This is a genomic window from Bacillus seohaeanensis (genome assembly GCF_042684945.1).
Lineage (GTDB): Bacteria > Bacillota > Bacilli > Bacillales > Bacillaceae_B > Rossellomorea > Rossellomorea seohaeanensis.
In genome coordinates this window covers 26,683-53,626 of the sequence record NZ_JBHUMF010000007.1, presented here as the reverse complement: position 1 = coordinate 53,626, position 26,944 = coordinate 26,683, and the positions used below count along the sequence as shown (strand labels likewise).

The following is a 26,944-nucleotide window of genomic DNA, read 5'->3' as shown; positions in this document are numbered from 1 at the left end:
ATTAGCTCTTTTAAAATAAAACTTGAATTAACGTTGACGTTTTGCTTTGTTCAGTTTTCAAAGTTCAATGTGTTCATCACTTGTTTTAAGCGACTTTATTATCATATCACCAATAAGTTTCGGTGTCAACAATTTTTTAAAATAAGTTTTTGTTGTTCACTGCCTCATCTCGCGGCGACAAATAATAATATACCACCATATTGAATTACATGCAATAGTTTTTTATTTATTTTTTGTTTGACAGGTTTCCAAATATTATTGTCTTTAAGAACAGTTGAAAACTCAGAGTGGATTGGAACGGAACGGAAAGAACTTGACTCCTGCGAAAAGAAACAGTTCATTGCCCACAAAATTTACGAAAGTAACCTTTTGTTTTTAAATAACTTCTTTAATTTAATTAGTCATCCGTACTAATCTACTAAAAACCCTAAAGAACACCAAAAATAGATTAGTAGTTACTACTCCCTTACTTAGACAACGTTTAATTATTGTAAAAAGAAGCATATTAAGAATAAACGTTTTTTAAAAAAGGAGTTTAGAAAATGGAAAATATCTCTCGTGAACAACTTATCCATAACCTTCAACAATCATTTCAGCCGCTAACTCAGGAATATAATCTAGATCATATAGGAGTATTTGAAGAAGAGGGTCAAGGTAATCAATATTACGTAGGATATACAATCAAAAAAGATGGAAAAGCCTATATGGTTCACCAACCCTATACAAAAAGGGAAAATAACACACTCTCTCCTATGGAAAGTAAATGGACAGTTGAATCAGATAGACCTAATGATGTAGATATAAATGGATATAAAAGATTAGAAGATGCTTTGAAGGAAATTTAGTAACTTAACCCAAAACAAAAGATAATAACAAATTCAAGTATTGCAACTAGATGGGGAAATGATAACTTCTAAATGAACTTTGATCATTTTCCAATAGCGAGCTCCTGCCTTAGTATTAGTCACATCACTTCACTAAGGGCGGGGGCTTTCTTTTTTATTAGGTGAGAAAGTGAAAATGGAATAGGGACTTTCCTTTATTTTTAGGTAGAAGTTCACTCGGAGGGAAGAATGGTTTCATTAAATTTGTACATCACACACATCGTGCTCAGGAAAAGAATAGTATAGTGCAGCAAGGAGATGAGTGTTATGTCCCTAATGAAACTACCAACGATATTGGCCGGACCTATTGTACGGAGAGTTGAACCATCTCAAGCCTTCATTTGGATTGCTTTGAGTAAACCTTTTCGATTGGATGCCAAATTGTATAAGGTGAATCATTACGGTGAAGGAAAAAGTGTGGAATATGAACAGCTAGATACCTTCGCAGAAACACGAACAGTTCAAGCAGGCAATCAGCTATATATATCATTAATTAAAATAACCCCTAAGCAGGAACAATTCCCCCTCAATACTTTAGTCGGCTATAACCTTACATTTGAAGATGAAACAGAGAAACTTGATTTAGGAAGCTTTCATTTACTTTCTTCTCAATACAAAGGATCAATTGTTTATGGTGACCTTGTTTACCCAACTTTTTATATAGCGGACGATGAAAATTCTAATATTTTATACGGCTCCTGTCGTAAGCCTCATGGAGAAGGAAATGATTTACTGCTCCATGCAGATAAATTGTTAGCAAATACATTCGATGATATTACAAAGCGACCGTCCTCCCTTTATTTAATGGGAGACCAAATTTACGCAGACGATGTGGCAGACCCTCTTTCTCCTATGATTTCTCATTTGGGAAACGCATTAACTGGGAATAAAGAAGATTTAGGGTCAATAGAACAACGTCTTAATGAAAGCCCTTTTCAGCAAAGTATAACGAAAATAAACGGACGACAATATATAACAGAAAACTTCTGTCAATTCACCTCTAGAAAAGCTGCTAATCACCTATTAACATTGGGGGATTATGCTTCCATGTATTTGCTTGCGTGGAGTCCTGAATTATGGAGAACTGCTCACAATGAAGGGTTGTTATTACCCTTTGTAGACGCCGTGAAAAAGAAAGAAATTTATTTTACTTTTGAGGATGATGACAAAAAACGAAATACTGAATTTCAAGAGCTACAAGAACGATACCAAAACCACTGGAATAATATCGCACATTTTGAAGAATCGTTATATTCTGCTAGAAGACTACTTGCGAACACTCCTGTCTATATGATGTTTGACGACCACGATATTACCGATGATTGGAATATTACAAGGGAATGGAAAACAAATGTCTGGAATGCTCCATTAGGGAGGCATGTAATTAGTAATGGATTGACCGCTTATTGGCTTTTTCAAGGATGGGGAAATAATCCAAAACAATTTGATGACGACTTTGTAAGAACAATGCAAGAGTATTTTGATTCTTCACTAGTGAACACCGCGGAACACCAAAAATGGATAGAGCAGCTATGGAATTTTGATGCTTGGAGCTTTCTTTCCCCTTCTTCACCTAAAACAATATTTCTTAATACAAGAACACAAAGAGGCTATGAGGATGAATTAAAATCCGTTCAGTTTTTAGGAATAGCAGAGGAATATCGTCCTACACCAAAGCTTATTAACGAACAAGAATGGAATCGACTTTCTTCTTTATTAGAAAATGTAGACCGGGAACATAGGGAACCACTAATCATTGTTTCCCCAACACCACTTTATGGAATTGGACTTATTGAAAATTTTTTACAAAAATACATTCTTCCATTGAAAGCAATTGGAATTCCCGTTCAAAGCATGTTTGATTTAGAGGCATGGAAATATAATGAAAAAGCCTTTAGTGAATTTATCCACCAAGTAGCTAGATGGAATCCTAGTCATTGTTTTATCCTATCTGGAGATGTCCACTCTGCTTCAGCTGTAAAGTCTACTGTCACCTTTTCGGAAGGCAATGAATTAACTCTTCATCAATTTACTAGCAGTCCTATTAAAAATAAAAGCTATACCGGGCTTTGGGGCGGTTTTATGAAATTTCTCATTGGCTTCAACGTTCGAAAAAGAATAAATCGTACAATTTATCGTTATTGCAATAACGATTTCAAGCTGATAAAAGAAGAAGACAAAACTCGTATACCCCAAGATTATGTTTGGAAAGAGGACATTCGATACCTTCACATAAATGACAATTCTATTATTGAAACAGATAACAATTTAGGGTTATTTCAGTATTCAAGAGACGAGGTGCAAAATAGGTTGTTAACAACTAATGAAACCTCGGACTATTCATGGAGAGAAAAGTTATAAAGTCTATTTTCTATATTTATTGGTACAGTAAGGACGATATCTTTACACTTAAACTACTTTCTCTATAAAAAGGCGTCGCTAAAATCCATCATAAAGCGAAAAGTATAAACATTATTACACCTTATCTATAACCATTATTTAAATATTCAAATTAGTTTTAAAATAGGCAGGATAATTTCCCGTTGCTATCGAAATACTCCTAAGAACGTACGTTTGATTAGGAGGAATGAAAATGGACCGAATGAGTTGTTTATCGTACCTGCTGTATCAATGTGATGATGAAGAAGTGAAAGATGTCGCAATCAAACTCCTTAATGGGGACCTATTTCTGAAAGAAGCCAAGCAGATGAAACGAATTTATCCTCATATCATCGCCGCTGAGTCGCTTCAAAAAAGGAAAGATATCGATGACCGTAAAGTTGCCCAATTTGTGGAACAATATATGCTTATGGAGGTGTGAATAAGCCTTATCTCTATAACCCTTACCGTTTTTCTTAACACTGTAGTCACACTCCTTTTGACAATAAGGAGTGTGACTACAAATTTACTATTCTAGCAACATTCTTTTATGCTTAACTCCCCACTTTTAAAGCAACCGCTTTTTCTCCCACTGCTCGTATCAGTTCTGGTGGCATTGGGAATGCTACCGCAGCCGGATCCGAAGCAACAGCTGCAATCGTTTTATCAAGATCACCCGCTGAAATATTATATTTTTCAAAATTACTTGGAAGCCCTACTTTATACTGCAAAATCCGGATTTTCTCTATTACCCTCGCTAAAACAGTTTCTTTATCTCCGCTTGTCTCCACCGCTAGTGCTTGTGCAAGTTGGTTGACCTTTGGTAAATAAAGATTAGGGATATGTTCCATCACAATAGGTAGGAAAACTGCGTTCGCTAAGCCGTGAGGGATGCGGAATAATGCACCATACGCATGGGCGAAGTTATGAACCGGAATTGCATTTAATGCAAAGCTAAACGCTGTAATCCCCATCAAGCTACCCTGTAACATCTCCATCCTTGCTTCCACATTCACCCCATCCTCAACAACAGAAACTAAATTTTGTTCGACAATCCGAATTGCTTGAAGAGCATGCGCATCTGTTATCGATGTTGCTGTGGGGGAAGCTAGTGCTTCAATAGCATGTGTCAAAGCATCAAAGCCCGTAAAGGCAGTAATCGCAGGTGGCAGGGATACCGTTAAGTCCGGGTCTAAAACTGCCATATCACTTGCAAGAAACGGATTAATCAGATTCGTTTTCAGCTGAATTTCTTCATTAAAAATAACGGCGATAGGAGAAACTTCCGAACCTGTTCCCGCAGTTGTTGGAACCGATATATGGGGAATCGGTATATAATTAGCTTCCGGAAATGACTCATACTTAAATCCTCCTGGAATAGCCTCGTTAATGTCAGATAATCCATGATGAAGGGAATACTTAACCCCTTTTACCGTATCTAAAACACTTCCTCCACCAACAGCAAGAACGGCATCTGCCCCTTTTTCTCTCGCATAACGTGTTGCTGCATTCACTGTACTACTTTCCGCATCTTGTGTTATTTCTAAAAACGTCCCGACAAGTTCTGGTCCAACCCCGTGGGGAGTTAAATTAAAAATCCCCGATATTTTGTCCACAATTCCAGCCTTCTCTAATCCTCTATCACTAAAAAGTACAACACGTTTCGCACCTAGCCCTCTAAAAAGATCTGGAATCATCGCTCTACTATTTGAGCCGCTGTATATTCCTGTTCGCAACATAAATTGGGACAAAGTCGTTGTTAACATGAAATCACCTCTTATTAGTTTTTATCTAGGAAATGATAAAACATTTGCATATGGATAGCTTTTCTATCGGAATAATTTATAGATATCTCCAGCGCCTACCCCGTTTTAAGTTCATAAGCCAATCATTCTCAAATGGCAGGAACCACGTTTTTGCATTTGTTATTCAGACTGAGAAAATAAAATCTGATACCAATTTCGCTTTTCAAGTTGTGGGACCATGGATGTATGAACATGCTTAAGCTGTGTGTAGGCATCTAATGAATGCTTGCCCATTTCACGACCAATACCGCTCTGTTTATATCCTCCAAAGGGTGCGTCATTCCTTAACATATGCCAATCATTAATCCAAACAACGCCTGCTTTCAACTTTCTCGTCACGTCGTATGCCTTATTAACATCCTTTGTCCACACTCCTGCTGCCAGTCCATAAATCGTATCATTAGCTTGCTTTATTGCCTCGTTTACATCGGAGTAACGGATAACGGATAATACCGGTCCAAAGATTTCCTCTTGGGCAATTTTCATATCATTCGTGACATTAGTGAAAATCGTAGGCTCTATAAAAGAACCACCTTCACAACCGTCTACTGTTATTTCCTTTCCACCACATGCAATTGTAGCCCCTTCTTTTTTTCCAGACTCAATATAAGAAAGGATTGTATCTCGCTGTTGTTTGGATATAACAGGTCCGATTTCCGTTGTAGCATCCAGCGGGTTGCCAAGTTTTAACCTCTTCGACCACTGAACTAGACCTTTCACGACTTTATCGTAAATAGAATCTGGAACAAAAAGACGTGTTCCTGATTCGCAAAGCTGGCCTGAATGCAAAAACACTCCAAATAAACTACCAGGAATGGCTACCTCTAAATCCGCATCTTCAAGAAAGATACTAGGAGATTTGCCACCAAGTTCTAGTGTCGTATTTTTAATCGTTTCAGATGCTAAGCTCATAATTTTTTTACCTACCTCAGTAGATCCTGTAAAAGCCACCTTGTCTACTTCAGGGTGTGTCGTTAAGTATTCCCCTACTTCTTTCCCTGACCCTGTCACAACATTTATTACTCCAGGAGGAACAACTGTAGAAATAATCTCTGCAAGCTTTAATGTTGATAACGGTGTATAGCTTGCTGGCTTAATAACTACTGTATTTCCCATCGCTAAAGCAGGTGCAATCTTCCATGAGGCGATTAACATTGGCATATTCCATGGAGTAATTGCTGCACAAACACCTATTGGTTCGCGCCAAACGAAGTTATGGGAGGGTCCTGGAAATGGAGGAACTGGAAGTGTTTCGGAAAACGGGTAGTCTAAAACAAATTTCGCCATTTGCTGAAACAAGTCAGCCATTTGCAAAATGTCATTGGATGACACGCGACGAACAGTCCCACCAGAGCTTATTACCTCCAAGTAGACAAGTTCTTCTGCGTGAACGGTTATTTTTTGTGCAATTGCATTTAAAATAACTGCTCTATCTTTCGGCTTCATTTCCCGCCATTCCTCATTTTCAAATGCCTCTCTTGCAGCTTTTACTGCCTTATCGACGTCCTCCTTACTTCCCTTTGCTGCTGTTGCAATCACTTCACCTGTTGCTGGGTTAGTAACGTCAAATGTTTGTCCACTTTCTGCTTGTTTCCATTCCCCATTAATAAATAATGGAAAAGACTTCACATCTACATTTGTTGTCATACCTTATCCCCCTCGTAAAAATATCATTCCTAATGATTGAAAATTCCGAAATAAAAAGGTAGAATGAAACTGCTTACATATAAGTCTATTCTAGTAGCTTCCATATTCATACCGCTGAAAATGTAGGGGAGAGATTTGTCGAATGCTTGATACGAAAATCTATGATTATATCGATTCACTGCAAGCAATCAATAATCCATTAGAAAAGCTTGAAAAAATTTTAAAAGGATGTATTGAATTTTTTCCTTTTAAACGCGCCTCAATCTTTGCTTATTCGCCATTAAATTACTATGGGGAAGGAATCATGCAAATTGATCACGGACGTGTCACCTCAATGAGTTACATAAGAGAAGATGTACGGAAAATACCGCCTATTTACTTTTCCTTGAAAAACAACCAGCCTCATCTCATCAAAGTCGATCCAAATGGTCAAAACTTCCCTCTAAGGTATATACAAAAGTTTCAATTATCCTCCTTGTTGATTGTTCCTATTAGCTATAAAAAATCAGTAATCGGTTCTGTTTTAATAGACCATTATAATGAAAATGAATCACTCGAAAAATATGACTCTACGATGCTCTATCACTATTTTCAAGTAGCAGCAGAAGCGCTTTATCCCGCTTCAAGTCCGCAAAAAATCTTAAGTAGACGGGAACGTGAAGTATTGCAAAGGCTATCCTATGGATACAGTTTAAAAGAAATGGCCGATAAAATGGGGATCAGCGAGTATACAGTAAGAGACTATTTAACTTCTGTAAACCGGAAACTTGGTACGAGACATCGAGCAGAAGCAGTTGGAGTAGCCATGCGGAAGGGGCTGATTCGTTAGCGGGGTCCCTATAAAACTATAAGAGGAACTAGATGAATTATCTAGTTCCTCTTATTTATATAATTCCATAGAAAGTTATTCTAAGACGCTTTATTTATCTGATCATTACTACCATCTCTTCGTTGAATTAACCTTGGTGCTGTTGAAATAAGCAACACTAATACGATTGAACATAGTATGGCTGTGCCTAACATTGTTGCTCCATTTGCAAGGAAAGAAAATAGGACCGGGTTCGTCCCCTTAGGTGCGTACTCAGCAAAGAAGATAAATCCTGCAATAAAATGCCAGAAGTACCTCGCAAGACTTCCTACAAATACTGCAACAACACTCCATACAAGTGCTTTTGTTTTCCGATTATTTCGTAATGAGCCTTGAATAATTCGAAAAAACAACCCTGCAAACCCAATAAATGCAAATGCAAGAAAATACTCCATAATCATTTGAACAGGATGAGCAATCCAAGCATCCCCTAACGCAATCTGCAGCAGCCCCCATACAAATCCAGAAACGATACTTGCTTTTACTCCATGCCTAAAAGCAAGTAGGAAGATTGGTACCATTGAAACCGAAATCGAAATACTTGGCGAAAGATTAATTGAAGGAAGGAGATCGAGAATAACGGCAAATGCCGCCATCAAAGCAGCTTCAATTAATCCCACAAGCCCTATTTTTTTCATAAAAAAATCCCCCTTTTTCCAAAACGAAACCAGAAGGGAGTATTAAACAGAGATAGACTAAAATAGCCTATCCTCCACATTCCTACGCTAGTATTAACTAACAGGTTCAAAGGGTCAGAACAGATTCACACCTGTTCACTCTCAGCTAAAAAGCTCCCCTTGTGGCTCGTTTTATGTAATTGTATACAATAATTATTATACATGACTTGGTTAGTATTAGAAAGTAATTACGAAAAGGTTTTGGAATAACCATACTATACGTTATTAATTCTAAAGAGTAATAGCCTCTCTACTCCCTAAAACTCCTTTGAAGAAAATGGTAATAATAATTTCACACCTCGCTTATTCGAAGGCAACACCTTCAAGTCAGCAATCAAGTGCGTAATGTATCCGGCGACACAGGTAATAAAAATCCCTTCAATCCCTGCTGATAGCTCAAATTGATAAGCAATTACTGCGAAAAAGACAACACCAAGAATAGAATGTGTATAACTTCGATGAGAAATTAACGATGCTATTATTATATAAACGCCAAATAATAACAACCAATTTTCAGCTAGTGATAATCCTCCTGCAAAGACTCCTACACCTGTCATTGTCAACATATGCCTCCTCGTAATAAAAGAAGCAATAATAAGTATTCCTGTCCCGGCACCGATGCCTAACCATTTTTCCGACCCCATCCCTTCTAGAAAACTATAAAGTATCACGAGCAATCCGATGAACTGGGCTAGCTTTTTAATAAATTTGTGAGAAGACGTAATCTTATTGCTTAACTTTCCATTCACATCGAGGTCAGGTACCAATCCTGATACTCCCCCCAATGCAACTAATGATAACGTTGCAGCAGGATCAGTTTGAAAGTTATTGGCAACAACAAATCCTGTTGCTGCACCTAATGCCATATGTACTGTTCCGTTCAATGTTTTTCCACCTAATTCTATTATTTATTTAACACTGTTAATGCTATATTAAAATACTATTTTCCTATTTCCAATATGTAATAGTATTCATTTTTATCACCGGATTAACGATGAGTTCCCGATCACTTTTCTTATTTCTGCATCGTTTCTGTTACACCATGGATTGTGATTAATCATCTATCGATGACAACCTAGATGGTTTTCTCCCCCGTATTTTTAGCTAATAAAGTTAGCAAAAAGCTGATTCATCCATGGAATCAGCTTTTACAAGTCATCATTTTTCTAATGCTCCAGCAACATCATAATCACTAGGATCAATTTCTGTTTGTCTTCCCATAGAAAGTTTGGCAAGCTCCGATCCCAAATAAGGACCGACTGTGAGCCCCGAAGCACCAAGACCATTCGCAATAAGTACACCAGAAATGCCAGGAACTACACCAAAAACAGGAAGAAACCCAGGTGTGAACGGACGGAATCCTACTCTCGCTTCGAGCATCGTGCTATCTGCTAAACCGGGTGCAACTGTCAATGCCTTATCAAAAATCTCATGGAGCCCCCCTGCTGTCACTCGATTGTCGAGACCTACTTCATTCTCATGAGTTGCGCCTACCACAACTCTCCCATCTTCAAATGTGAGAAGGTATTGGTCATTAGGGGGCATAACAACAGGCCACTGACTTGTATCTATACCTTGTATGTGAAGGTGAACGATTTGTGCCTTCTGTGACGATACTAAAAAATGAAGACCCAAAGGCTCTAATAATTCTTTTGACCAAGCTCCTGCTGTCACGATTACTTTGTCAGCTAGTAATGTTTCTTCTCCCGTTGTGATCCCTATTACACGCCTGTCTTTAGACAGAAGCTTTGCATCCCTTTGAAGAAATGTTGCCCCATTACGTTCGGCAGCACGAACCAACGCATTACGTAAGGCTCTCCCGTTCACTCTTGCAGCTCCGCTTACATAAACAGAACCAAATTCTTCTGATAGAGGTGGGAACAACGCCTTTGTTTTTTCCGGAGAGAGACGAGTAACTTCACCGATTTCTGGTGCATCTTCCCGTCGCTTTAGTGCACGTTCTACCATCTTATCTAATTTCTTTTCATCTGTATGTAAACTAATTGCTCCTACTCGTTCGTAGCCTGTTTCTGTTTCGCCATCTGCTTCTAGTTTCGTAATTAGCTCAGAGTAGTATCTCGCTCCTCCTTTTGCCAACCTGTACCACGCTTTGTTACGGCGCTGCGAAAGCCATGGGCAAATAATTCCTGCTGCAGCATCCGTAGCCTGGCCAGGATCATGGCGATCAACCAGTGTAACATTTTCGCCTGCTTTTGCAAGATGATAAGCTGTTGATGCTCCAAGAATTCCTGCGCCAACGACAATATACCTTTTCATAAAAAACACCTTTTTCATTTACGTCTTTCTTGTTATTTTACAAGAAATTGGAGACTTAGTACAAGGCACAACGGAGTCTGTCCCCCTGTCTCTTGATATACTCACTCTTCCAAAAAGGGGCTATATAAGAAGGGGACTGACACCGAAGAGTAATGGACGGTTACTTTGATGAAGACAACAAACCTATTCAACTTAGTATCTGCTAGCTTCCTTGCGGTGCCAGTCCCCACATATAAAGAATTCTCTTTGCAGGGAAAGTAAGTCATTTGCTTTTCAAGTAGAAAAGGGGGCAGGCACCGTCTGCATTTTACAGGGAGCTTCTTTGTTTAGATATTTCTTTTTAGTCTTTGTCTGCCTCGAAATAGAATAACGCACACACCTATCTAAGATTATTCAAGGTGATTATTATTTAAACCAGCCCTTCTCCTTCGATTGAGTTATAGCTTCTATTCTATTTTTCACTTCCAGCTTATCTAATATAGCAGAAATATAATTACGGACTGTACCTGTTTTTATACTGAGTTTATCTGCAATTTCTTTCGTGTTATTCCCCTCGGCTACAAGTCCTAGTACTTCTAGTTCCCGATCTGTAAGGGGATTCCCTTCACCATAGGCATCTTCCATAAGTTCGGGGGCATAAATTCGCTTGCCTGCAATTACACTTCTTATCGAATTTGCAAGATCTTCACTGGGACTGTCTTTTAATAAATATCCATCTACACCAGCTTTTAACGCGCGCTGAAAATAACCGGTTCTGGCAAAGGTCGTCAAAATAATAACTTTGCAATCTTGGTCCTTTAGCTCTTCTGCTGCTTCAAGTCCTGTCTTACCTGGCATTTCAATATCCATAACACAAACATCCGGCTGAAATTTATGAGCAAGAGCTACCGCTTCTTCTCCATTAGATGCCTTACCGACTACTTCCATATCTTCTTCCAGATTAAGAAGTGACCCAAAGGCTCCTAACAGCAGTTGTTGGTCTTCTGCAATAACTATTTTAATCATAATTATTCCTCCTTCCCCGTCTGTTTTACATCATTAGGGACTCGTATAATCAATGTTGTCCCTTTTTCTGTTACGACCTCCAGATTTCCATTTATAAACTCTAGGCGTTCTCTCATTCCCATAAGCCCGTGCCCTTTTTTCTCGTGTTCTTCAGGGATTTTGAACTTGCCATCATCTTGTATTTTCATAATTGTTTCCTTCCACGTTTGTTCAATAGAAAAGAAACAAGTTGAAGCTCCACTATGCTTTACAATATTGGTCACAGCTTCTTTCAAACACATACTTAGAATATTCTCTGTTAATAGAGAAACATTTACTAACTTGAACTCTTTGGTTCCCGTGAAATTAATTTGTGCCGCCTTTAAAATTTTCGTCACAAGAACAATTTCATCTTCCAAGCGAATACCTCGCATCGAAGATACCATCTTTCGCACTTCATTTAATGCCGTTCTTGCTGTTTGTTGCACATCCTTCAATTCATCCCTTGCTTGCTCGGGGTTTTTATTTATTAATTTCCTTGCTAAATCACTCTTTAGACCAATAAGAGATAGCTTTTGTCCAAGCGTATCATGAAGATCACGAGCAATCCTTTGGCGTTCTTCTAGTTTACTAAGCTCTGAAATTCTCTTATTCGCATCTTCTAACTTCTCTTCTAGCTGCCCTCTCTCATTTCGGTTATGAATGTTGAATGGAAGAAGGATAACACTAATCCAAACTATAATGACAAATGGAAACTGCTTTAAGAAAAACGCTTCCTGTAGGACAATCGTAATATTAATGGATATAGAAGTACTTATTAAATGAACAAAGTATAGTATAAGAAAAGTCTTTCTATCTCGTATATTACCTATAAAGTGGGCTAGAAAAAACGCAAAATAAACATAGCTAAAAAGACTTGTAGATGTAATAGAAATGCCTATCAGTATGAAGGTCCATAAGTAAACTGGCCACCCCTTAGAAATAAAGGCAATTTGATAGAAAACAAAAAAGAGGATTGTAAGGAGTATTCCAACTATAATGACAACCATAGAGGAAGACTTGAAAATAAAATAAAACGGAAGGATGTAAAGAATTATCCAAATATATGGAGAGATTCCCGTATTCCTTTGAAATTCCATGTACCTTTTTAACATAAAAAGAACCTCTTTTTCACCTGAAATAGTTAATATAAAGAATGCTTTCATTTTATCGCGCATTAACGGGGGATGGAAGCCCCCACTGATTGACGTTTCACCTTATCAAAATTCTTATTATTATAGTATCATTTTTATTCCCCTCTTACTTACCAGAAACTAAATTAGTTTTAAATTGGCAAGTAGGAGAGGCAAATGCAAATTAAAATTTTGTCTCGGCGGTAACATTCTTTGTTTTAGATAATGATCGAATATGGTTAAACCCTACAAATTTTTTTCCTTTTTCATCCCAAAGGCGGAACTTTAGTGAACGTAAGCTTGTTGCTAATGTGATAGTTGGTACATGTTGCAATGGATCAGTTTGATTATGGGCTTCCTCTAATTTGTAGTTAGGTACTCTTGGGCTTAAATGGTGTACGTGGTGAAAACCGATGTTTCCTGTAAACCATTGAAGGAGTTTTGGCAGCTTATAGAAGGAGCTTCCCTCTACCGCAGCCTTCACATATTCCCAGTCTTTATTTTCCTCAAAGTAAGAATCCTCAAATGTATGTTGCACGTAAAATAACCATACACCAACAGAGCCTGAAATTAGAAAAATTGGACCTTGTACTAAAAGAAATGCTTCCCATCCAATCGTATAACAAAGTAACGTTACCAAACCAGCTATCGATATATTCGTAATATATGTATTAATACGTTCTTTCTTTTTAGCACCTTTCCTATTAAAACGATTCATAATAAGAAACGCGTAGATTGGGCCTAAAACAAGCATTACAAAAGGATTTCGGTATAGTCGATAGGATAATCGCAACCAAAATGATGCCTCCATGTATTCCCGTACTGTCATCATCCATATATCTCCTGTACCACGCTTATCCAAGTTACTACTAGTTGCGTGATGGACAGAATGGCTATACTGCCATTGATTATAAGGGAATAACGTTAATATTCCTGTAATGGTTCCAAGAATTTTATTCGCTTTGCGATTTTTAAAGAAAGAATAATGGCAGCAATCATGGAATATAATGAATATCCTTGTTAAAAGTCCCGCTCCTACAATCGTAAATGCTAATGTAAGCAAATACGAAATCGAAAGGCTTTGGTAAGCAAGAACCCACGATATAATAAAAGGCACAAAAGTAGTGATTAGCTGAATGATACTATCTCGTGTATTAGATTTTTCATAGGGGGAAATTTGCTTTCTCAGTGTATTTTGCTTTTGCTTAGTCATTTATTATCCATATCCTTTCCTCGTATATCTATCTGTTACACTAATTATAAAAAAGAAGAATTAATCCTTGCAGACATACATGTCATGTACAAAACATGATAAATATCATGTTTCCGCAAAGAGTAAGAGCTTATAATCAAATAACTCTATCTACAATAATAAAAGAGTCAATATTGCACAGGTATTTATGCAATATTGACTCTTTTATTATTCTCTTATTTGCGAATTTATATTAAGAATAGGCAATTTTATTTAAACTTTTTCAATTAGAAGTTCACGTTACTAGTTGTTTACTATGAGGCAATTTCATAAGGAAACCTTATAAAAAAGATGATTTTAATGGTCCAGAATATTAAAATATAACGTTGCTTTTAGAAAGAACGTCCTACCGAACCATTAAAACTTTTATTGAATAAACTTTTTTATCCATCAAATACTATACTTAACAATTGATGGGAGGTCTCATATGCGTCCAGAAACTTTTGCTTCACTTATTTTCTTTTCCATTCTTAATATTATTATTACTACCGTTTTTAGTAGCGTTATTATTTCTCAAAATAACACCATAAAATCCATGGCACAGGAAGGTAGCGAGAAATAATATTATTAATTCGAGCAAGAGTGGTGTTAGCTTGCTCGAATTTTTGTATATCCTCACTATCTATCCATTATAAAAACAGGATTATCTCATAATTAAGTTCCATTTTGGTATATATCCTTTTCCCCTCTATGTATCTAAACCACTCTTACTATCTAAACCTTGTTTATTACAAGCCACAATGGAAACACTAGCAAACAGGATTTCATACATAGATCTACGTCACTAATTAGAAGGAGAGAAAAATGAATTCTTCCAACAACTATCGAATGGAAAATGACCCGTTAGGTAACATAATGATTCCTTCATCAGCCTATTACGGTTCTCAAACTCAACGGGCTGTGGAAAATTTTCAAATAAGTGGAATACGACTACCCCGGTCGTTTATTAAAGCCCAAGGGATTATTAAAGCCTCAGCCGCAACTGCGAATATGGAATTAGGTACACTTTCCCCTGAAATGGGAAAGGCTATCATAAAAGCGTCTGAAGAAGTAACGGAAGGAATTTGGGATGAGCATTTTGTTGTTGATGTATACCAAGCAGGAGCCGGTACATCACAAAATATGAATGCCAATGAGGTTATTGCGAATCGTGCTTCAGAAATAATAGGTGGTTCTCAGCGAATCCATCCGAATGATCATGTAAACATGTCACAATCAACAAATGATACATTTCCGTCAGCTCTAAATATTGCCGCTGTAGAAACTATTAGTCAAAGGCTACTTCCCGCCCTATCACAATTACAACAAGAGCTTCAAAAAAAAGCAGATCAGTTTATGCCTGTATTAAAATCAGGACGTACTCATTTACACGACGCCGTTCCGATTCGGTTGGGACAAGAATTTTCAGGTTTTGCTGAAACTATCCATACTGTCTATCAGCAAATGGAAGCGAAACTAGATGCATTGTATGAAATCGGTTTAGGGGGAAATGCAATCGGAACGAAAGTCGATTTACAACCTGACTATACACCAAAAGTCATTCAAGAGGTTTGTAACCGTACAAACTTACCTTTTCGTCAGCCTGGGAATATCTTTGCGTTTATGCAAAATATGAGTGAGCCCATACGCTGTATGCTAACACTAAAAGAACTTGCAATTCACCTAATCAAAATCACTAGTGATTTGCGTCTACTTAGCTCTGGTCCGAGAACAGGGTTAGCGGAAATCACGCTTCCCTCTGTTCAACCTGGTTCGACGATTATGCCTGGGAAGGTAAATCCCGCTATTTTAGAAATGACGCATATGGTCTGCTGCCAAATTATCGGCTATGAAACAGCAATCGCGACTGCCGGGATGGCGAGTCAATTAGAAATTAATGTGATGATGCCAGTAATTGCTCATACATTTCTTCATTCTATTGACTTGCTGACAAATGCGATTCAAACTCTTGTAACAAAGTGTATTAGTGGGATTCAATCAAATGATGAAATATGCAAAAAGTGGATGGAAGAGAGTCTCTCTTTAGTTACCGGTTTAAGTTCAAAAATGGGGTACGACATTGCTTCACAGATCGGGATGAAAGCAGATGAAGAAAATAAAACCTTAAAGCAAGTACTTCTAGAAAAAGGGTTACTAACAGAAGAAATTAATAAAGCCATTGACCCGAGAGGAATGGTTTAACTATTATTGATCATCTCTCCATGTTAAAAACAAGCACTAACCCTTCCACAGATGTTGCTCGTTTGCGGAAGACCGGATTACAAGAAGGCTTGTGACCAACCTGAAGTTAGTTTACTCATTGAATAAGCCTTTATAAGCTTAAGGCAAATGATAAGGGCGTACTTCTAAATTTTCGCGAACAAAAGTGGGCTGCTCTAAGTACCTAGCAATAGAGAGCAGCCATTAATAAATTATTCATTGTACCCCTCGTTAATGGACTGTCTTCCACCTTAAGGATTTGAGAGAACCGAAAAAGAGTAGGTGCCCGTAAAAGCACAATTGGTTCAACTAATAATCAGTGGAGATGAAAAAACCTCCACTGATTAAAGTTTCACTTTATTGCTGCAACTCTTTTCTTTCCGCTTCTGTAAAAGCACGGGAACGAGTGAGAAATCTTTTTCCTTCTACACCTTCTAATGAAAACATTCCGCCTCGTCCTTCTACAACGTCAATGATCAGTTGTGTATGCTTCCAGTAGTCATACTGTTTTTGGTGTATATAGAAAGGACATCCACCAATCTCTCCAAGCAATACATCTTGATCACCAATCAGTAAGTCACCATCTTCGTAGCACATTGGTGAACTGCCATCACAGCAGCCACCTGATTGATGAAACATGATGGGACCATGTTTGTCTTTTAAAAACTCAATCATCGATAATGTCGCTTCTGTCGCTGTGACGCGTTCTACCATTTTACATCTACCTTTCTACTATAATTTTAAAAGAATCCTAATTTTTGAGGACTGTAGCTTACAAGCAAATTCTTTGTCTGCTGATAATGATCAAGCATCATTTTATGGTTCTCACGTCCGACACCAGACATTTTGTAGCCTCCAAATGCTGCGTGTGCAGGATATTGGTGATAACAATTTGTCCAGACACGTCCTGCTTCAATTTCACGTCCGAAGCGATACGCTGTGTTCATATTACGAGACCACACACCAGCACCTAATCCGTATAGCGTATCATTAGCAATTTCAAGCGCTTCTTCTTCTGTTTTAAACGTTGTAACGGATAGAACAGGTCCGAAAATCTCTTCTTGGAAAATACGCATTTTGTTATCTCCCTTGAAGACAGTTGGTTGGACATAGTAACCACCTGCTAACTCACCTTCAAGTGTATTACGTGCTCCTCCAACTAGGCATTCTGCCCCTTCTTGTTTTCCAATATCAAGATAGGAAAGAATTTTTTCCATTTGCTCATTAGATGCTTGTGCCCCCATCATCACGTTTGGATCTAATGGATTACCTACTTTAATTGCTTTAATTCGCTCGATTGCTTTTTCAATGAAGCGGTCGTAAATCGATTCGTGAACGAGAGCTCTTGACGGACATGTACATACTTCCCCTTGGTTAAGAGCAAACATAACAAAACCTTCAATTGCTTTATCTAAAAATTCATCGTCTTCATCCATTACATCTTCAAAGAAAATATTTGGTGATTTTCCACCTAATTCTAGTGTTACTGGAATGAGATTTTGTGAAGCATATTGCATGATAAGACGCCCTGTTGTTGTCTCCCCTGTAAATGCCACTTTATTTACTCGTGGATTAGATGCAAGTGGTTTTCCTGCTTCTACTCCAAATCCATTTACAACATTCAGAACACCTTTTGGCAATAAATCTTGGATCAATTCTACCAAAACGAGAATACTCGCGGGTGTTTGTTCTGCTGGTTTTAATACAACACAGTTTCCTGCTGCAAGAGCTGGTGCTAACTTCCATACCCCCATTAAAATTGGGAAGTTCCATGGAATAATTTGACCAACAACTCCGATCGGCTCATGAAAATGATAGGCAACGGTATCGTTATCAATTTGTCCGATAGAACCTTCTTGGGCACGAATCGCTCCAGCAAAATAGCGGAAATGATCGATAGCAAGCGGTAAATCCGCATTTAACGTTTCCCGAACTGCCTTCCCATTTTCCCATGTTTCGGCAACAGCAAGCATCTCTAAGTTTTCTTCAATACGATCGGCAATTTTATTTAAAATATTTGCGCGCTCTGTAACGGATGTTTTCCCCCACGAAGCTTTCGCTGCATGTGCAGCATCAAGTGCAAGTTCAATATCTTCCTTCGTAGAACGTGCAACCTGGCAGAAAGGTTTCCCTGTTACAGGCGTTACATTATCAAAATACTCACCCTTAACAGGTGCTGTCCACTCCCCATTGATAAAATTCTCATAACGCTCCTTAAATTGTACCTTTGATCCTTCTGTGTTCGGAAATGCGTATGCCACTCCAAATTCCTCCTCTTATTCATTAGATATAAAAAATAGATTTCTTATGATGTCTAAAGCCATGAGGACTACATAACATGTATACGTTTTCATTTTGCTAAATATGCATAAAACTTCATGATTGTCTTATAGATTAATATTATCAAATAAATTAAAAAAGTCAAAATATTTAAGTGCCTGTCCCTATCACATTAAAAAATTAATACGATAGGGAACAAGTACTTAAAATTATTTCGCTTTATGAACCTTCAATTGCTTTCCTTTTATCGTTGTATTTTTCATTACCTGTAAAACGAGTGGACCTTTGCCGTTTAGTATTTCTACATATGATACATTTTCTTGTATTGTAATGATCCCAATATCACCAGCTGTTACCCCATCAATTTTGGCAATCGTTCCGACAAAATCAACCGCTCGAATTTTCTTTTTCTTACCGCCATTAAAATACAACTTCATAATATCCTTGTTCAAGTGTTCACTCTTATCTTTTTTTAAGCGTGGTTGCTCGTTAACTTTTTCTTCAAACTCAGCTCTCCCCTTTGATACTTCCTCTTGTGAAGGGGCATCGATTTGTGGGATTTCAAAGCCTAGATACTCTTCAATGTCCGTTAAGTATTTCTTTTCATATGGAGAGATAAACGTGATAGCCTTGCCACTATTTCCGGCTCTTCCTGTTCTTCCCGTACGATGAACATAGCTCTCTTTTTCAAGCGGAAGATCATAATTGATAACATGAGTAATATTCTCAATGTCAATTCCTCTTGCCGCAACATCTGTCGCAACTAGATAACGGAATTCTCCTCTTCTAAAATCATCCATAACCTCAAAGCGATCCTCTTGTACCATGCCACCATGAATTTTGTCACAAGGATAATCAAGGTCATCTAATTTATCGAGGACCTCGTTGACATTCTCTTGTGTTCGGCAAAAAATAATGCAACTATCTGGATTCTCTACGACCAAAACATCTTTCAATAGAGAAAATTTATTGCCCTCTTGCACTTCTATTAGAGCATGCTGAATTCTATCCGTTGTAATTCCAGCAGCTTTAATCTCAAGATTTACGGGATTCTTCATATAGTTGCCACTAAGATTCTTGATATCTTTAGGTAAGGTAGCTGAAAATAGCATTGTAACCCGATCTGTTGGGAGATGCTTAATAATTGCCTCAACTTGTTCGATAAACCCCATATTTAACATCTCATCCGCTTCGTCAATAATAAGATACTCTAACCGTTCTAAACGGAATGTCCCTTTTTCCATATGATCTAACACGCGTCCAGGTGTTCCGACAACTACGTGGCTCTTTTGCTTTAATTCCGCCTTTTGTCTGGCAAAAGGTGATTTTCCGTAAATAGCTGTTGCTTTTATCCGCTTGAACCTTCCAATATTTGTAAAGTCTTCTTTCACTTGAACTGCAAGCTCGCGTGTTGGTGTTAATACTAACGCTTGTGGTTTATTTTCTTCCCATTCAATACTTTCACAAATTGGGATAGCAAATGCTGCCGTTTTTCCGCTTCCCGTCTGAGATTTTACTACTATGTCCTTTTTTTCCAATGCCACTGGTATGACTTCCTGCTGTACCTTCGTAGGATTTTTATACTCGAGAATCTCCAATGCTCTTACAATTTCTTTACTTAATCTATAATCACTGAAACTATTTTCACTCATTTTGTTCCCTCTTTTGTTTTTATTTGCCTTGCTCAATACTGTTTTTCCAATATACCTTCTACATTATACGTCGAAAAGTCTTGAATCCTTATTAACAGATTTCAATGCTTGTACTTTTTCACCTTAGAATCTACTTCAATAAATGTAATAAAGCCTAAAAAAGGACCTCTCCAAAAGAGAAGTCCTACTGCCACAAATTACTATTTAGAAAGAATATCTTGATAGTCCTCACTGCCTTCTAGCTTCTTCTTAGCATATGTACACTCAGGATTGATTTTCATGTTTTCTTCACGAGCAAAATCGGCAATTCTTTTTACCAACTTCCCTGCAACCCCTTGACCACGAAGTTCGTCTGAAACAAATGTGTGGTCTACCGTTAATGTCTCTCCGTTTTTTATAAAATGAATTTCAGCCAGTGGATTCTCTTGGTTATCGCCTACGTAAAACTTGTCGTTGCCTTTTTTTATTTCCACCATTTCTTTTCTCCTCTCCTATTATAAAATATTAATGCTTGCTGTAAGTTCGCTACAGTAATACTATATGTAATTTTATTATAACAATATATGTTATGAATTTTCAGTCCTTTATTCAAAACGTTCATATTAGAAGATTTTTACCTCTTCCATCAAAATAAATATACTATTCAAGAGAAAGACGCTACTCCACCATCACCTTCATAATACTCTCCAGTTCCCCTGCAGATTTTTCTAGTAATTCTGCAACCTCTTTTATTTCTAACACAGCATCAAGTTGTTTTTCGGAAGACTGGTTCATCTGATTAATGCTTCCAACAGATTCATTCGCAATTTTTTCCACCTCATTTACCGATTCATTTACTTTTAGGAAACTTGAAGACAATTGTTTGTTAGATACTGATATTTCGGAAATTTGTCTAGCTGACACGTTTGCCTGTTCCTTAATTCGGCTGAAAATCTCGCTTGTTTCTTTTGCGATATTGAGTCCCGTTCCAACGCCATCTCTAACCTGTTCCATACTTACTACCGAATTCGTTGTGTTATCTAAAATTTGGTCTATGATTTCCCTAATTTGTTTCGCTGATTCAGAAGATTGTTCCGCTAAATTTCGTACCTCATCCGCAACTACTGCGAACCCTTTTCCATGCTCCCCTGCACGAGCAGCTTCAATAGCCGCATTAAGAGCTAACAGATTTGTTTGATCAGAAATATTGGTAATGACCTCTAAAATTTTTGTTATTTCCTGACTTTGTTTTTGTAGAAGTTTTACTGTTTGATGAGATTCTTCCGCTGTTCCATTCACTTCTTCCATGTTCTTCAACAGTTTATTAACATATTCATTCCCTTTTTCTGCGTTACGGGCTGACTTTTCCGATTCTGTCGAAACATCAAAAGATGCCTTTGTCGAAGCTTCAATACCTTTTGAAATTTCTTGGATAACCTGTGCATTACTTTCCACACTTTTCAATTGCGTTTCAGCACCTGCAGCCACTTGCTTAAAGGTCACGTCAAGCTGATTGTTTAGTTTTGAAGTGTCATTTGCCTTATCGTTAATCAATTGTACTGTATTAATTATTTGACTAGAAATATCGGAAATTTTATATGTAATATCTTCTATTATTGTTTTTCTCTGCTCCAACTTGGTAGCTTCTAATGCTGCTTTAATTTTTTGGCTGGAATGAATTTGCCAGCTAGTGGCCGCTGAAGTCAGAACAAGAAAAAGAGCGTGAATGATTAACATACTTAGTGCGATACTTTCGGCACCATAGACTATTTCTGGTAACCAAAAGAATCCTACCAAATGCTGGACAGCAAAAATACTAGCCATAACGTATACTAATTTCCTATTTTCATAATAGGCAAGGGCCGCTACCACCATAAAAATTGAAAAATGAAGTGCAATACGTCCACTTCCACCTGAAATAAGCGAAATACTTCCGAACGTTAGAACCAACGTAAGTAACAATGGTATGATTGGATGATCTTGTTTTTTTCTGTAAATAAAAGAACTTACTAAAAGTAGAACAATTGGTATCAATAATAGTAGATTTAACCAAATACCAAATTCCATTTCTATTTGCTTCGATGTCACCATCCCCTCCATATGTCCATCGCGGTCAAACAAGTGAAATACCCGACCTAATACATGAAAAACAATTGATAAAATGACTACTCCTAATGAAGTTACAAGCATTAATTTGTTTTTTCTATTAATCATTACCGTCACCCCTTATTTAAATTTTATATAATTTTGAATTCCTCCTTTTCACTTTAAAGCAGAAAAGGCCACACTTAAAAAAGCGTAGCCGAAGAACTAACCAGTATTTTTTCGGTAGCCTGGCTGTCCTAGTCGTCGACCTTAGACCCATGGCTTTGCGTCCCCAACTTTCGACCGGGTTTGCCTTTATCTTCATCAATTTCACTAGGATTATTTTACCATTTTACGAAGTGTTAGTAAATTGTGAGTTTACTAATACTAGTGTTAAATCAGGAATGCATTCCTCTTTAAAAAACTTACTTCAAATACATAACACCTCTTTTTTCCTAAATAAATTAATTTTAGTTCATATCCCTTAAAAAATTCGCTATACTCTTATTTAGGGAACCGAAATACTTTTTCGGAGAAAGAAGTGTTTTATTTATGAATCAGCAACAAGTCGCGAAGCGCAACTTAGTTATTATGTGGTTTGCCAACTTCTTCGTTGGCGGAAGCATGACAATGGTACTTCCGTTTATTTCTTTATACATTGAAACATTGGGGAATTTTTCAGAGCAATATGTACAGCAATGGTCAGGATGGACATTTGCCATTACCTTTGTAACAGCTTTCCTTTTCTCTCCTATTTGGGGAAGAATTGGGGACCGAATCGGTAGGAAGAAAATTCTTATTTTTTCCGGAATCGGTTTGGGTGTTTCCATTTTCTTAATGGGTGTTGTTCACTCTGTTTGGGAATTATTTATGCTGAGATTATTTATGGGAGTTTTTACAGGGTTTATTTCTATGTCTCAAGCATTTATTTCGACACAAACACCAAAGGAGATAGCTGGACGCGTCCTTGGAACGTTGCAAACAGGTAGTATCACTGGTTCACTAATGGGACCGTTACTTGGGGGACTTTTAGCAGATTCTCTAGGTTATTCAACCACCTTTAAATGGACTTCCATTGCTATTCTCATTTCTGCTTTACTCGTTATTGCAACGAAAGAATACAAAGTGGATACAAAAAAGGATGAGAATACAAACTATTCCAGTATGGATGTGATAAAACTTATTGTTCGAAATCCAGTGCTACTTACAGTACTTCTTATTTCCACACTTATTCAGATGGCACACTTTAGCATTCAGCCGATTTTGTCTTTATATGTTAGTGAACTACACGGTGCTGAAAGTCTTGCCTTTTTCTCTGGAGTTGCTTTTTCTGCTGCAGGTCTTGGGAATTTACTAATGGCAAGGCAATGGGGAAAAATTGCCGATCGCTTCGGTTATGTAAAGATTCTTGTGTTTCTTTTATTTATGGCTGCAATCGTCTACCTCCCTGGTGCGTTTGTAACAAATATTTGGCAGCTTGTTATTATCCGCTTCCTTCTTGGGATTTCTATCGGTGGAATTATCCCAGTCAGAATCGCGTATATTCGCCAGGAAGCACCTGTTTCCATACAAGGAGAAGTACTTGGATACAATACTAGTCTACGATTTTTAGGAAATATCATTGGGCCGGTAATGGGTGGTATGGTAGCCGGATACTACGGATTTTCTTCCGTATTTTATGTTACTAGCGGTTTATTACTTATCAGTGGAATTGTATTGTATATATCGATGCACCGTCATCCAGAACGAGCTCCACAATCATTTAAAAGTTCGGAAAATGCGTTGTGAATTAATTGGTTAATAAAAAAGACGAAAGCATGGTGTTCTACATGCTTTCGTCTTTTTTAGAGGTCCGTCCCTCATCACTCTAACGTGTTAACGTATGCAAAGTCAGGAACTTGCAGTTAGCTTTAAATAGAAGCGATAAAACGCAGAGAATGATAAATAGGCTACAAGTGATCCGGTGAAAAATGGAAATAAAAGTGGAAATACGTTTAAGGTCATGTATAGAATTATTCCACTACTTATGAGGATTGTAAAAAATAATACAGGGCTTCCGATGGTAATAATGAGCGTATTTTTTAATGCAGCTAGTAGTTTTAAGTGATAATGAGATATAACAGAAAAGAAGTTGATTGTAAAAACAAATAAAATAATTCCCATTATAAGAAACGCAAACATAATGATGATATTTTCTCTACTAAAATAATAGTAGTCTACTGCCCAAATTGCCCATATCCCTGTTAAGATCAGTCCACCAAAGAGGCTCTTTTTGTAGTTTTCTTTATAATACTTCCAATATTCCCTAATAGAAGTGTTCTCTTCCTTCATCACCCAATCCCTTGCAGAAGCAAACATAGCAGTCGTTGCAGGGAAAAACAGCACTGGTAGCAAAATGGTGAGCGGAATAAGGAAAAGGACCATGTTTTCTATTTCGTTTATAAAAAATATATTAAGCACGATGTAGGCAATTGGAATATTGAAGGCAAACCATAATAAATTGATTACTGAAAACCTCATAATCCATTCGCATATGCGATACAAGCCACCCATCATATCGGTCTTTCCTTTCAAGCTATTCTCCTCCTTTAAACTAGTACAAGGAACTCTTTCTTCATTGTAGTTCTAATCGTTTTAAAAAGTTTTTCCTTCCTTTGTTTTTATCTATAGATAGGAATAGAACATTTTAATAATAGAAAACCCCTTCAAGTATATGTGTCTAATCACTTTAACACAAGTTGCCTGAAGGGGAATTATTACTTTTACATCGTTACTTACGCCCACCACATATCAGATGGAGCTTCTTCGATAATCACACTTTGTAAGTTTTTAACGGCACGACTGAAACCTTCGTCAATCGACATAATTGGATCTTCATGTTCAATGCTTATTACATGATCGTATCCATATGTTCGCAAAGCACTAACGATATTCGACCATTCTTGAACACCATGACCGTACCCTACAGAACGGAATGTCCAAGCACGAGTTTGTACATTAGAATATGGCTGCATATCTGTTAGGCCATACATATTAACATTTTCTTGATCGATATACGTATCTTTTGCATGGAAATGATGAATTGCATTTTCCTTACCTAGAATTTTAATAGCTGCAACAGGGTCAATTCCTTGCCACCACAAGTGACTAGGGTCAAGATTAGCACCAATTGCATCACAAGTCGCTTCGCGTAACTTGAGCATCGTATACGGAGTATGAACAAGGAAACCTGCATGAAGTTCTAGCCCTATTTTCACGCCATGATCCTTCGCTAATTGTCCTTGTTCTTTCCAATAAGGGATAAGTTTTTCTTCCCATTGCCATTTTACAAGGTCGGAATACTCATTTGGCCAAGGTGTTACAGGCCAGTTAGGATATTTCGCTCCTTCCTGGTCACCAGGAATTCCGGAAAAAGTATTCACTACCGGTACATCTAGTAGTCCAGCAAGCTTCACTGTTTTCACAAAGATATCATGAGACTCTTTCGCGAATTGTTCGTCAGGTGAAAGTGGGTTTCCATGGCAACTGAACGCACTAATCGTTAAACCACGGGAATCTACTTTTTTCATAAACTCTTTTCGCTTTTCTTCGCTCTCTAGTAATTCATCTACATTACAGTGGGCATTACCAGGATATCCTCCTGTACCAATTTCCACTGCTTTCAATCCAGAAGCTTGTACGTGATCAAGCATCTCTTCCAATGTTTTTCCTGAAAATAAAACAGTAAATACTCCTAGTTTCAAAGTCATCGCCCTCCATCCTAATTTGTTAACTGCACTTTCTTTCCTGATTCGCTACTTTTGTAAATTGCCTCTATAATTTTAGTAACTTTTAATGCTTCCTCTGGTTTTACGACTAATTCATCCTTACCAAGACAAGCATTAATAAAGTTCTCCGCTTGCGGAATTCCTGGATTGTCTTCTCCTACAATAGATGGAGCGTCTGTATTCAGAAGCATTCCATTCTTTGCTTGGTAAAGTTCAAAAGGAAATACATTAATTCCTCCGTTTACTCCAGAAATACTTAAATGTTCTTTATCTTCTTTTATATTAGCAGACCAAGAGCATTCGAATAAAAGAGATACACCATTATCAAACGTAATATAGCTTGTTACATGATCATCTACCTCGAACGACTCATGATCAAAAGATCCCCATTCATTTACCTGATTTGGGATTTTGCTCAAACGATTATACGCCTTCCCAACGACCTCTACAGGCTCTGGGTCACCTAATAACCATAGTGATAAGTCAAGTAGGTGGCATCCATAATCAATTAAACTGCCCCCACCTTGCAGTTCTTTGTTTGTGAATACACCCCAACCAGGAACTTTCCGACGTCTTAGCGCTTGTACTCTTGTTACTAACGGATCGCCTACTTCTCCATCTAATATTGCTTGCTTCGCCGCTCGAGATTGTTTCATATGACGATAATGATAAGCAATCGATAAAACTTTATTTGCCTTTTTAGATGCTGCAATCATTGCTTCACATTCTTCGGTTGTAATTGCCATTGGCTTTTCACATAAAACGTGAACACCAGCTTCTAACGCAGCAACAGCTATTTCCGTATGAAACTTGTTTGGCGTACAAATGGTAACAGCATCGACTTCCTTAAACATATGTTTATAGTCAGAAAAAACATGTTTAATTTCATACTTTTCCGCTACTTCTTGCGCTCGTTCTTGATTCAAATCACTAACCGCGTTAATCGTTACTTTGTCTTTTAGTTCTAAAAATACTGGGATATGTCTACCTTGAGCAATCCCACCTACCCCGATAATTCCCATTCGTAATTTACTCAT

23 protein-coding genes and 2 riboswitches are annotated in these 26,944 nt (G+C 37.6%); of the genes, 7 read left to right on the top strand and 16 right to left on the bottom strand.

Annotated features, from left to right (window positions below; translation table 11 throughout):
• Positions 1-542: 542 nt before the first annotated feature.
• The 3 genes from ACFSUL_RS02965 to ACFSUL_RS02955 all read left to right on the top strand — a co-directional run bounded on the left by ACFSUL_RS02965 (position 543) and on the right by ACFSUL_RS02955 (position 3,705).
• Positions 543-845: a DUF5634 family protein gene (locus ACFSUL_RS02965; protein ID WP_377932550.1), complete on the top strand. Its 303-nt coding sequence runs from the start codon at positions 543-545 to the stop codon at positions 843-845.
• Positions 846-1,151: 306 nt separating this feature from the next.
• A complete protein-coding gene (locus ACFSUL_RS02960) occupies positions 1,152-3,245 on the top strand; it encodes a hypothetical protein (protein WP_377932548.1) in 2,094 nt (697 codons plus the stop codon).
• A 232-nt stretch (positions 3,246-3,477) separates the two neighbouring features.
• A complete protein-coding gene (locus ACFSUL_RS02955) occupies positions 3,478-3,705 on the top strand; it encodes a hypothetical protein (protein ID WP_377932546.1) in 228 nt (75 codons plus the stop codon).
• A gap of 112 nt (positions 3,706-3,817) precedes the next feature.
• Here the strand turns inward: ACFSUL_RS02955 and ACFSUL_RS02950 are convergent, their stop codons facing one another.
• Both ACFSUL_RS02950 and ACFSUL_RS02945 read right to left on the bottom strand, forming a co-directional pair.
• Positions 3,818-5,029, bottom strand: a complete 1,212-nt coding sequence (locus tag ACFSUL_RS02950; protein WP_377932544.1) for an iron-containing alcohol dehydrogenase — start codon at positions 5,027-5,029, stop codon at positions 3,818-3,820.
• Positions 5,030-5,188: 159 nt separating this feature from the next.
• Positions 5,189-6,715: an aldehyde dehydrogenase family protein gene (locus ACFSUL_RS02945; protein WP_377932542.1), complete on the bottom strand. Its 1,527-nt coding sequence runs from the start codon at positions 6,713-6,715 to the stop codon at positions 5,189-5,191.
• Positions 6,716-6,857: 142 nt separating this feature from the next.
• Here ACFSUL_RS02945 and ACFSUL_RS02940 point away from each other — a divergent pair, with 142 nt between their 5' ends.
• Positions 6,858-7,544 (top strand): LuxR C-terminal-related transcriptional regulator, encoded by a 687-nt coding sequence (locus ACFSUL_RS02940; protein ID WP_377932540.1) that lies wholly within the window; start codon positions 6,858-6,860, stop codon positions 7,542-7,544.
• Between the two features lie 80 nt (positions 7,545-7,624).
• On the opposite strand, the gene thiT is transcribed toward ACFSUL_RS02940, so the two are convergent.
• From thiT to ACFSUL_RS02910, 6 genes are all read right to left on the bottom strand, one after another.
• Positions 7,625-8,221, bottom strand: coding sequence for an energy-coupled thiamine transporter ThiT (gene thiT / locus ACFSUL_RS02935; RefSeq protein WP_377932538.1), 597 nt, complete (start codon positions 8,219-8,221; stop codon positions 7,625-7,627).
• 62 nt (positions 8,222-8,283) lie between these two features.
• A riboswitch (TPP riboswitch) is annotated at positions 8,284-8,391 on the bottom strand.
• Positions 8,392-8,517: 126 nt separating this feature from the next.
• The gene (locus ACFSUL_RS02930; protein WP_377932536.1) at positions 8,518-9,144 is read right to left on the bottom strand and encodes a metal-dependent hydrolase; all 627 of its coding nucleotides are present in this window, start codon (positions 9,142-9,144) and stop codon (positions 8,518-8,520) included.
• 274 nt (positions 9,145-9,418) lie between these two features.
• The gene (locus ACFSUL_RS02925) at positions 9,419-10,537 is read right to left on the bottom strand and encodes an NAD(P)/FAD-dependent oxidoreductase (protein WP_377932534.1); all 1,119 of its coding nucleotides are present in this window, start codon (positions 10,535-10,537) and stop codon (positions 9,419-9,421) included.
• Positions 10,538-10,942: 405 nt separating this feature from the next.
• Positions 10,943-11,542 (bottom strand): response regulator transcription factor, encoded by a 600-nt coding sequence (locus tag ACFSUL_RS02920; RefSeq protein ID WP_377932532.1) that lies wholly within the window; start codon positions 11,540-11,542, stop codon positions 10,943-10,945.
• Positions 11,543-11,544: 2 nt separating this feature from the next.
• On the bottom strand, positions 11,545-12,675 hold the full coding sequence (locus ACFSUL_RS02915; RefSeq protein WP_377932530.1) for a sensor histidine kinase: 1,131 nt from the start codon (positions 12,673-12,675) through the stop codon (positions 11,545-11,547).
• Between the two features lie 202 nt (positions 12,676-12,877).
• On the bottom strand, positions 12,878-13,906 hold the full coding sequence (locus ACFSUL_RS02910) for a fatty acid desaturase (protein ID WP_377932528.1): 1,029 nt from the start codon (positions 13,904-13,906) through the stop codon (positions 12,878-12,880).
• A 466-nt stretch (positions 13,907-14,372) separates the two neighbouring features.
• Between ACFSUL_RS02910 and ACFSUL_RS02905 the strand changes: the two genes are divergently transcribed.
• Together ACFSUL_RS02905 and ACFSUL_RS02900 are read left to right on the top strand one after the other, a co-directional pair.
• The gene (locus tag ACFSUL_RS02905) at positions 14,373-14,507 is read left to right on the top strand and encodes a hypothetical protein (RefSeq protein ID WP_377932526.1); all 135 of its coding nucleotides are present in this window, start codon (positions 14,373-14,375) and stop codon (positions 14,505-14,507) included.
• Positions 14,508-14,749: 242 nt separating this feature from the next.
• Positions 14,750-16,126 carry a class II fumarate hydratase gene (locus tag ACFSUL_RS02900; RefSeq protein ID WP_377932524.1) on the top strand — a complete coding sequence of 459 codons (1,377 nt, stop codon included), beginning with the start codon at positions 14,750-14,752 and terminating at the stop codon, positions 16,124-16,126.
• Positions 16,127-16,501: 375 nt separating this feature from the next.
• Here ACFSUL_RS02900 and ACFSUL_RS02895 read toward each other — a convergent pair whose 3' ends face one another.
• From ACFSUL_RS02895 to ACFSUL_RS02875, 5 genes are all read right to left on the bottom strand, one after another.
• Complete coding sequence (locus ACFSUL_RS02895) at positions 16,502-16,858, bottom strand: DUF779 domain-containing protein (RefSeq protein ID WP_071414239.1); 357 nt, start codon at positions 16,856-16,858, stop codon at positions 16,502-16,504.
• A 26-nt stretch (positions 16,859-16,884) separates the two neighbouring features.
• Complete coding sequence (gene adh, locus ACFSUL_RS02890) at positions 16,885-18,405, bottom strand: aldehyde dehydrogenase (RefSeq protein ID WP_377932521.1); 1,521 nt, start codon at positions 18,403-18,405, stop codon at positions 16,885-16,887.
• A gap of 228 nt (positions 18,406-18,633) precedes the next feature.
• On the bottom strand, positions 18,634-20,076 hold the full coding sequence (locus ACFSUL_RS02885) for a DEAD/DEAH box helicase (RefSeq protein ID WP_377932519.1): 1,443 nt from the start codon (positions 20,074-20,076) through the stop codon (positions 18,634-18,636).
• A 200-nt stretch (positions 20,077-20,276) separates the two neighbouring features.
• Positions 20,277-20,552: a GNAT family N-acetyltransferase gene (locus ACFSUL_RS02880; RefSeq protein ID WP_377932517.1), complete on the bottom strand. Its 276-nt coding sequence runs from the start codon at positions 20,550-20,552 to the stop codon at positions 20,277-20,279.
• Between the two features lie 181 nt (positions 20,553-20,733).
• Entirely contained in the window at positions 20,734-21,792 is a 1,059-nt protein-coding gene (locus ACFSUL_RS02875; protein WP_377932556.1) for a methyl-accepting chemotaxis protein, read from the bottom strand.
• Positions 21,793-22,379: 587 nt separating this feature from the next.
• Positions 22,380-22,464: riboswitch (cyclic di-GMP riboswitch) on the bottom strand.
• Positions 22,465-22,692: 228 nt separating this feature from the next.
• Here ACFSUL_RS02875 and ACFSUL_RS02870 point away from each other — a divergent pair.
• Positions 22,693-23,928 carry an MFS transporter gene (locus tag ACFSUL_RS02870; protein WP_377932515.1) on the top strand — a complete coding sequence of 412 codons (1,236 nt, stop codon included), beginning with the start codon at positions 22,693-22,695 and terminating at the stop codon, positions 23,926-23,928.
• Between the two features lie 102 nt (positions 23,929-24,030).
• On the opposite strand, the gene ACFSUL_RS02865 is transcribed toward ACFSUL_RS02870, so the two are convergent.
• The 3 genes from ACFSUL_RS02865 to ACFSUL_RS02855 form a co-directional block, all read right to left on the bottom strand.
• Positions 24,031-24,714, bottom strand: coding sequence for a YesL family protein (locus tag ACFSUL_RS02865; protein ID WP_377932513.1), 684 nt, complete (start codon positions 24,712-24,714; stop codon positions 24,031-24,033).
• 200 nt (positions 24,715-24,914) lie between these two features.
• Positions 24,915-25,883: a sugar phosphate isomerase/epimerase family protein gene (locus ACFSUL_RS02860; RefSeq protein WP_377932554.1), complete on the bottom strand. Its 969-nt coding sequence runs from the start codon at positions 25,881-25,883 to the stop codon at positions 24,915-24,917.
• 17 nt (positions 25,884-25,900) lie between these two features.
• Positions 25,901-26,944 carry a Gfo/Idh/MocA family protein gene (locus tag ACFSUL_RS02855; protein ID WP_377932511.1) on the bottom strand — a complete coding sequence of 348 codons (1,044 nt, stop codon included), beginning with the start codon at positions 26,942-26,944 and terminating at the stop codon, positions 25,901-25,903.

Bases quoted from the DNA above. Each gene is read 5' to 3' on its own strand.
- ACFSUL_RS02965 (WP_377932550.1), top strand. From the start codon at position 543: ATGGAAAATATCTCTCGTGAACAACTTATCCATAACCTTCAACAATCA.
- ACFSUL_RS02960 (WP_377932548.1), top strand. From the start codon at position 1,152: ATGTCCCTAATGAAACTACCAACGATATTGGCCGGACCTATTGTACGG.
- ACFSUL_RS02955 (WP_377932546.1), top strand. From the start codon at position 3,478: ATGGACCGAATGAGTTGTTTATCGTACCTGCTGTATCAATGTGATGAT.
- ACFSUL_RS02950 (WP_377932544.1), bottom strand. From the start codon at position 5,029: ATGTTAACAACGACTTTGTCCCAATTTATGTTGCGAACAGGAATATAC.
- ACFSUL_RS02945 (WP_377932542.1), bottom strand. From the start codon at position 6,715: ATGACAACAAATGTAGATGTGAAGTCTTTTCCATTATTTATTAATGGG.
- ACFSUL_RS02940 (WP_377932540.1), top strand. From the start codon at position 6,858: ATGCTTGATACGAAAATCTATGATTATATCGATTCACTGCAAGCAATC.
- thiT (WP_377932538.1), bottom strand. From the start codon at position 8,221: ATGAAAAAAATAGGGCTTGTGGGATTAATTGAAGCTGCTTTGATGGCG.
- ACFSUL_RS02925 (WP_377932534.1), bottom strand. From the start codon at position 10,537: ATGAAAAGGTATATTGTCGTTGGCGCAGGAATTCTTGGAGCATCAACA.
- ACFSUL_RS02920 (WP_377932532.1), bottom strand. From the start codon at position 11,542: ATGATTAAAATAGTTATTGCAGAAGACCAACAACTGCTGTTAGGAGCC.
- ACFSUL_RS02915 (WP_377932530.1), bottom strand. From the start codon at position 12,675: ATGTTAAAAAGGTACATGGAATTTCAAAGGAATACGGGAATCTCTCCA.
- ACFSUL_RS02910 (WP_377932528.1), bottom strand. From the start codon at position 13,906: ATGACTAAGCAAAAGCAAAATACACTGAGAAAGCAAATTTCCCCCTAT.
- ACFSUL_RS02905 (WP_377932526.1), top strand. From the start codon at position 14,373: ATGCGTCCAGAAACTTTTGCTTCACTTATTTTCTTTTCCATTCTTAAT.
- ACFSUL_RS02900 (WP_377932524.1), top strand. From the start codon at position 14,750: ATGAATTCTTCCAACAACTATCGAATGGAAAATGACCCGTTAGGTAAC.
- ACFSUL_RS02895 (WP_071414239.1), bottom strand. From the start codon at position 16,858: ATGGTAGAACGCGTCACAGCGACAGAAGCGACATTATCGATGATTGAG.
- ACFSUL_RS02885 (WP_377932519.1), bottom strand. From the start codon at position 20,076: ATGAGTGAAAATAGTTTCAGTGATTATAGATTAAGTAAAGAAATTGTA.
- ACFSUL_RS02880 (WP_377932517.1), bottom strand. From the start codon at position 20,552: ATGGTGGAAATAAAAAAAGGCAACGACAAGTTTTACGTAGGCGATAAC.
- ACFSUL_RS02875 (WP_377932556.1), bottom strand. From the start codon at position 21,792: ATGTTAATCATTCACGCTCTTTTTCTTGTTCTGACTTCAGCGGCCACT.
- ACFSUL_RS02870 (WP_377932515.1), top strand. From the start codon at position 22,693: ATGAATCAGCAACAAGTCGCGAAGCGCAACTTAGTTATTATGTGGTTT.
- ACFSUL_RS02855 (WP_377932511.1), bottom strand. From the start codon at position 26,944: ATGAGTAAATTACGAATGGGAATTATCGGGGTAGGTGGGATTGCTCAA.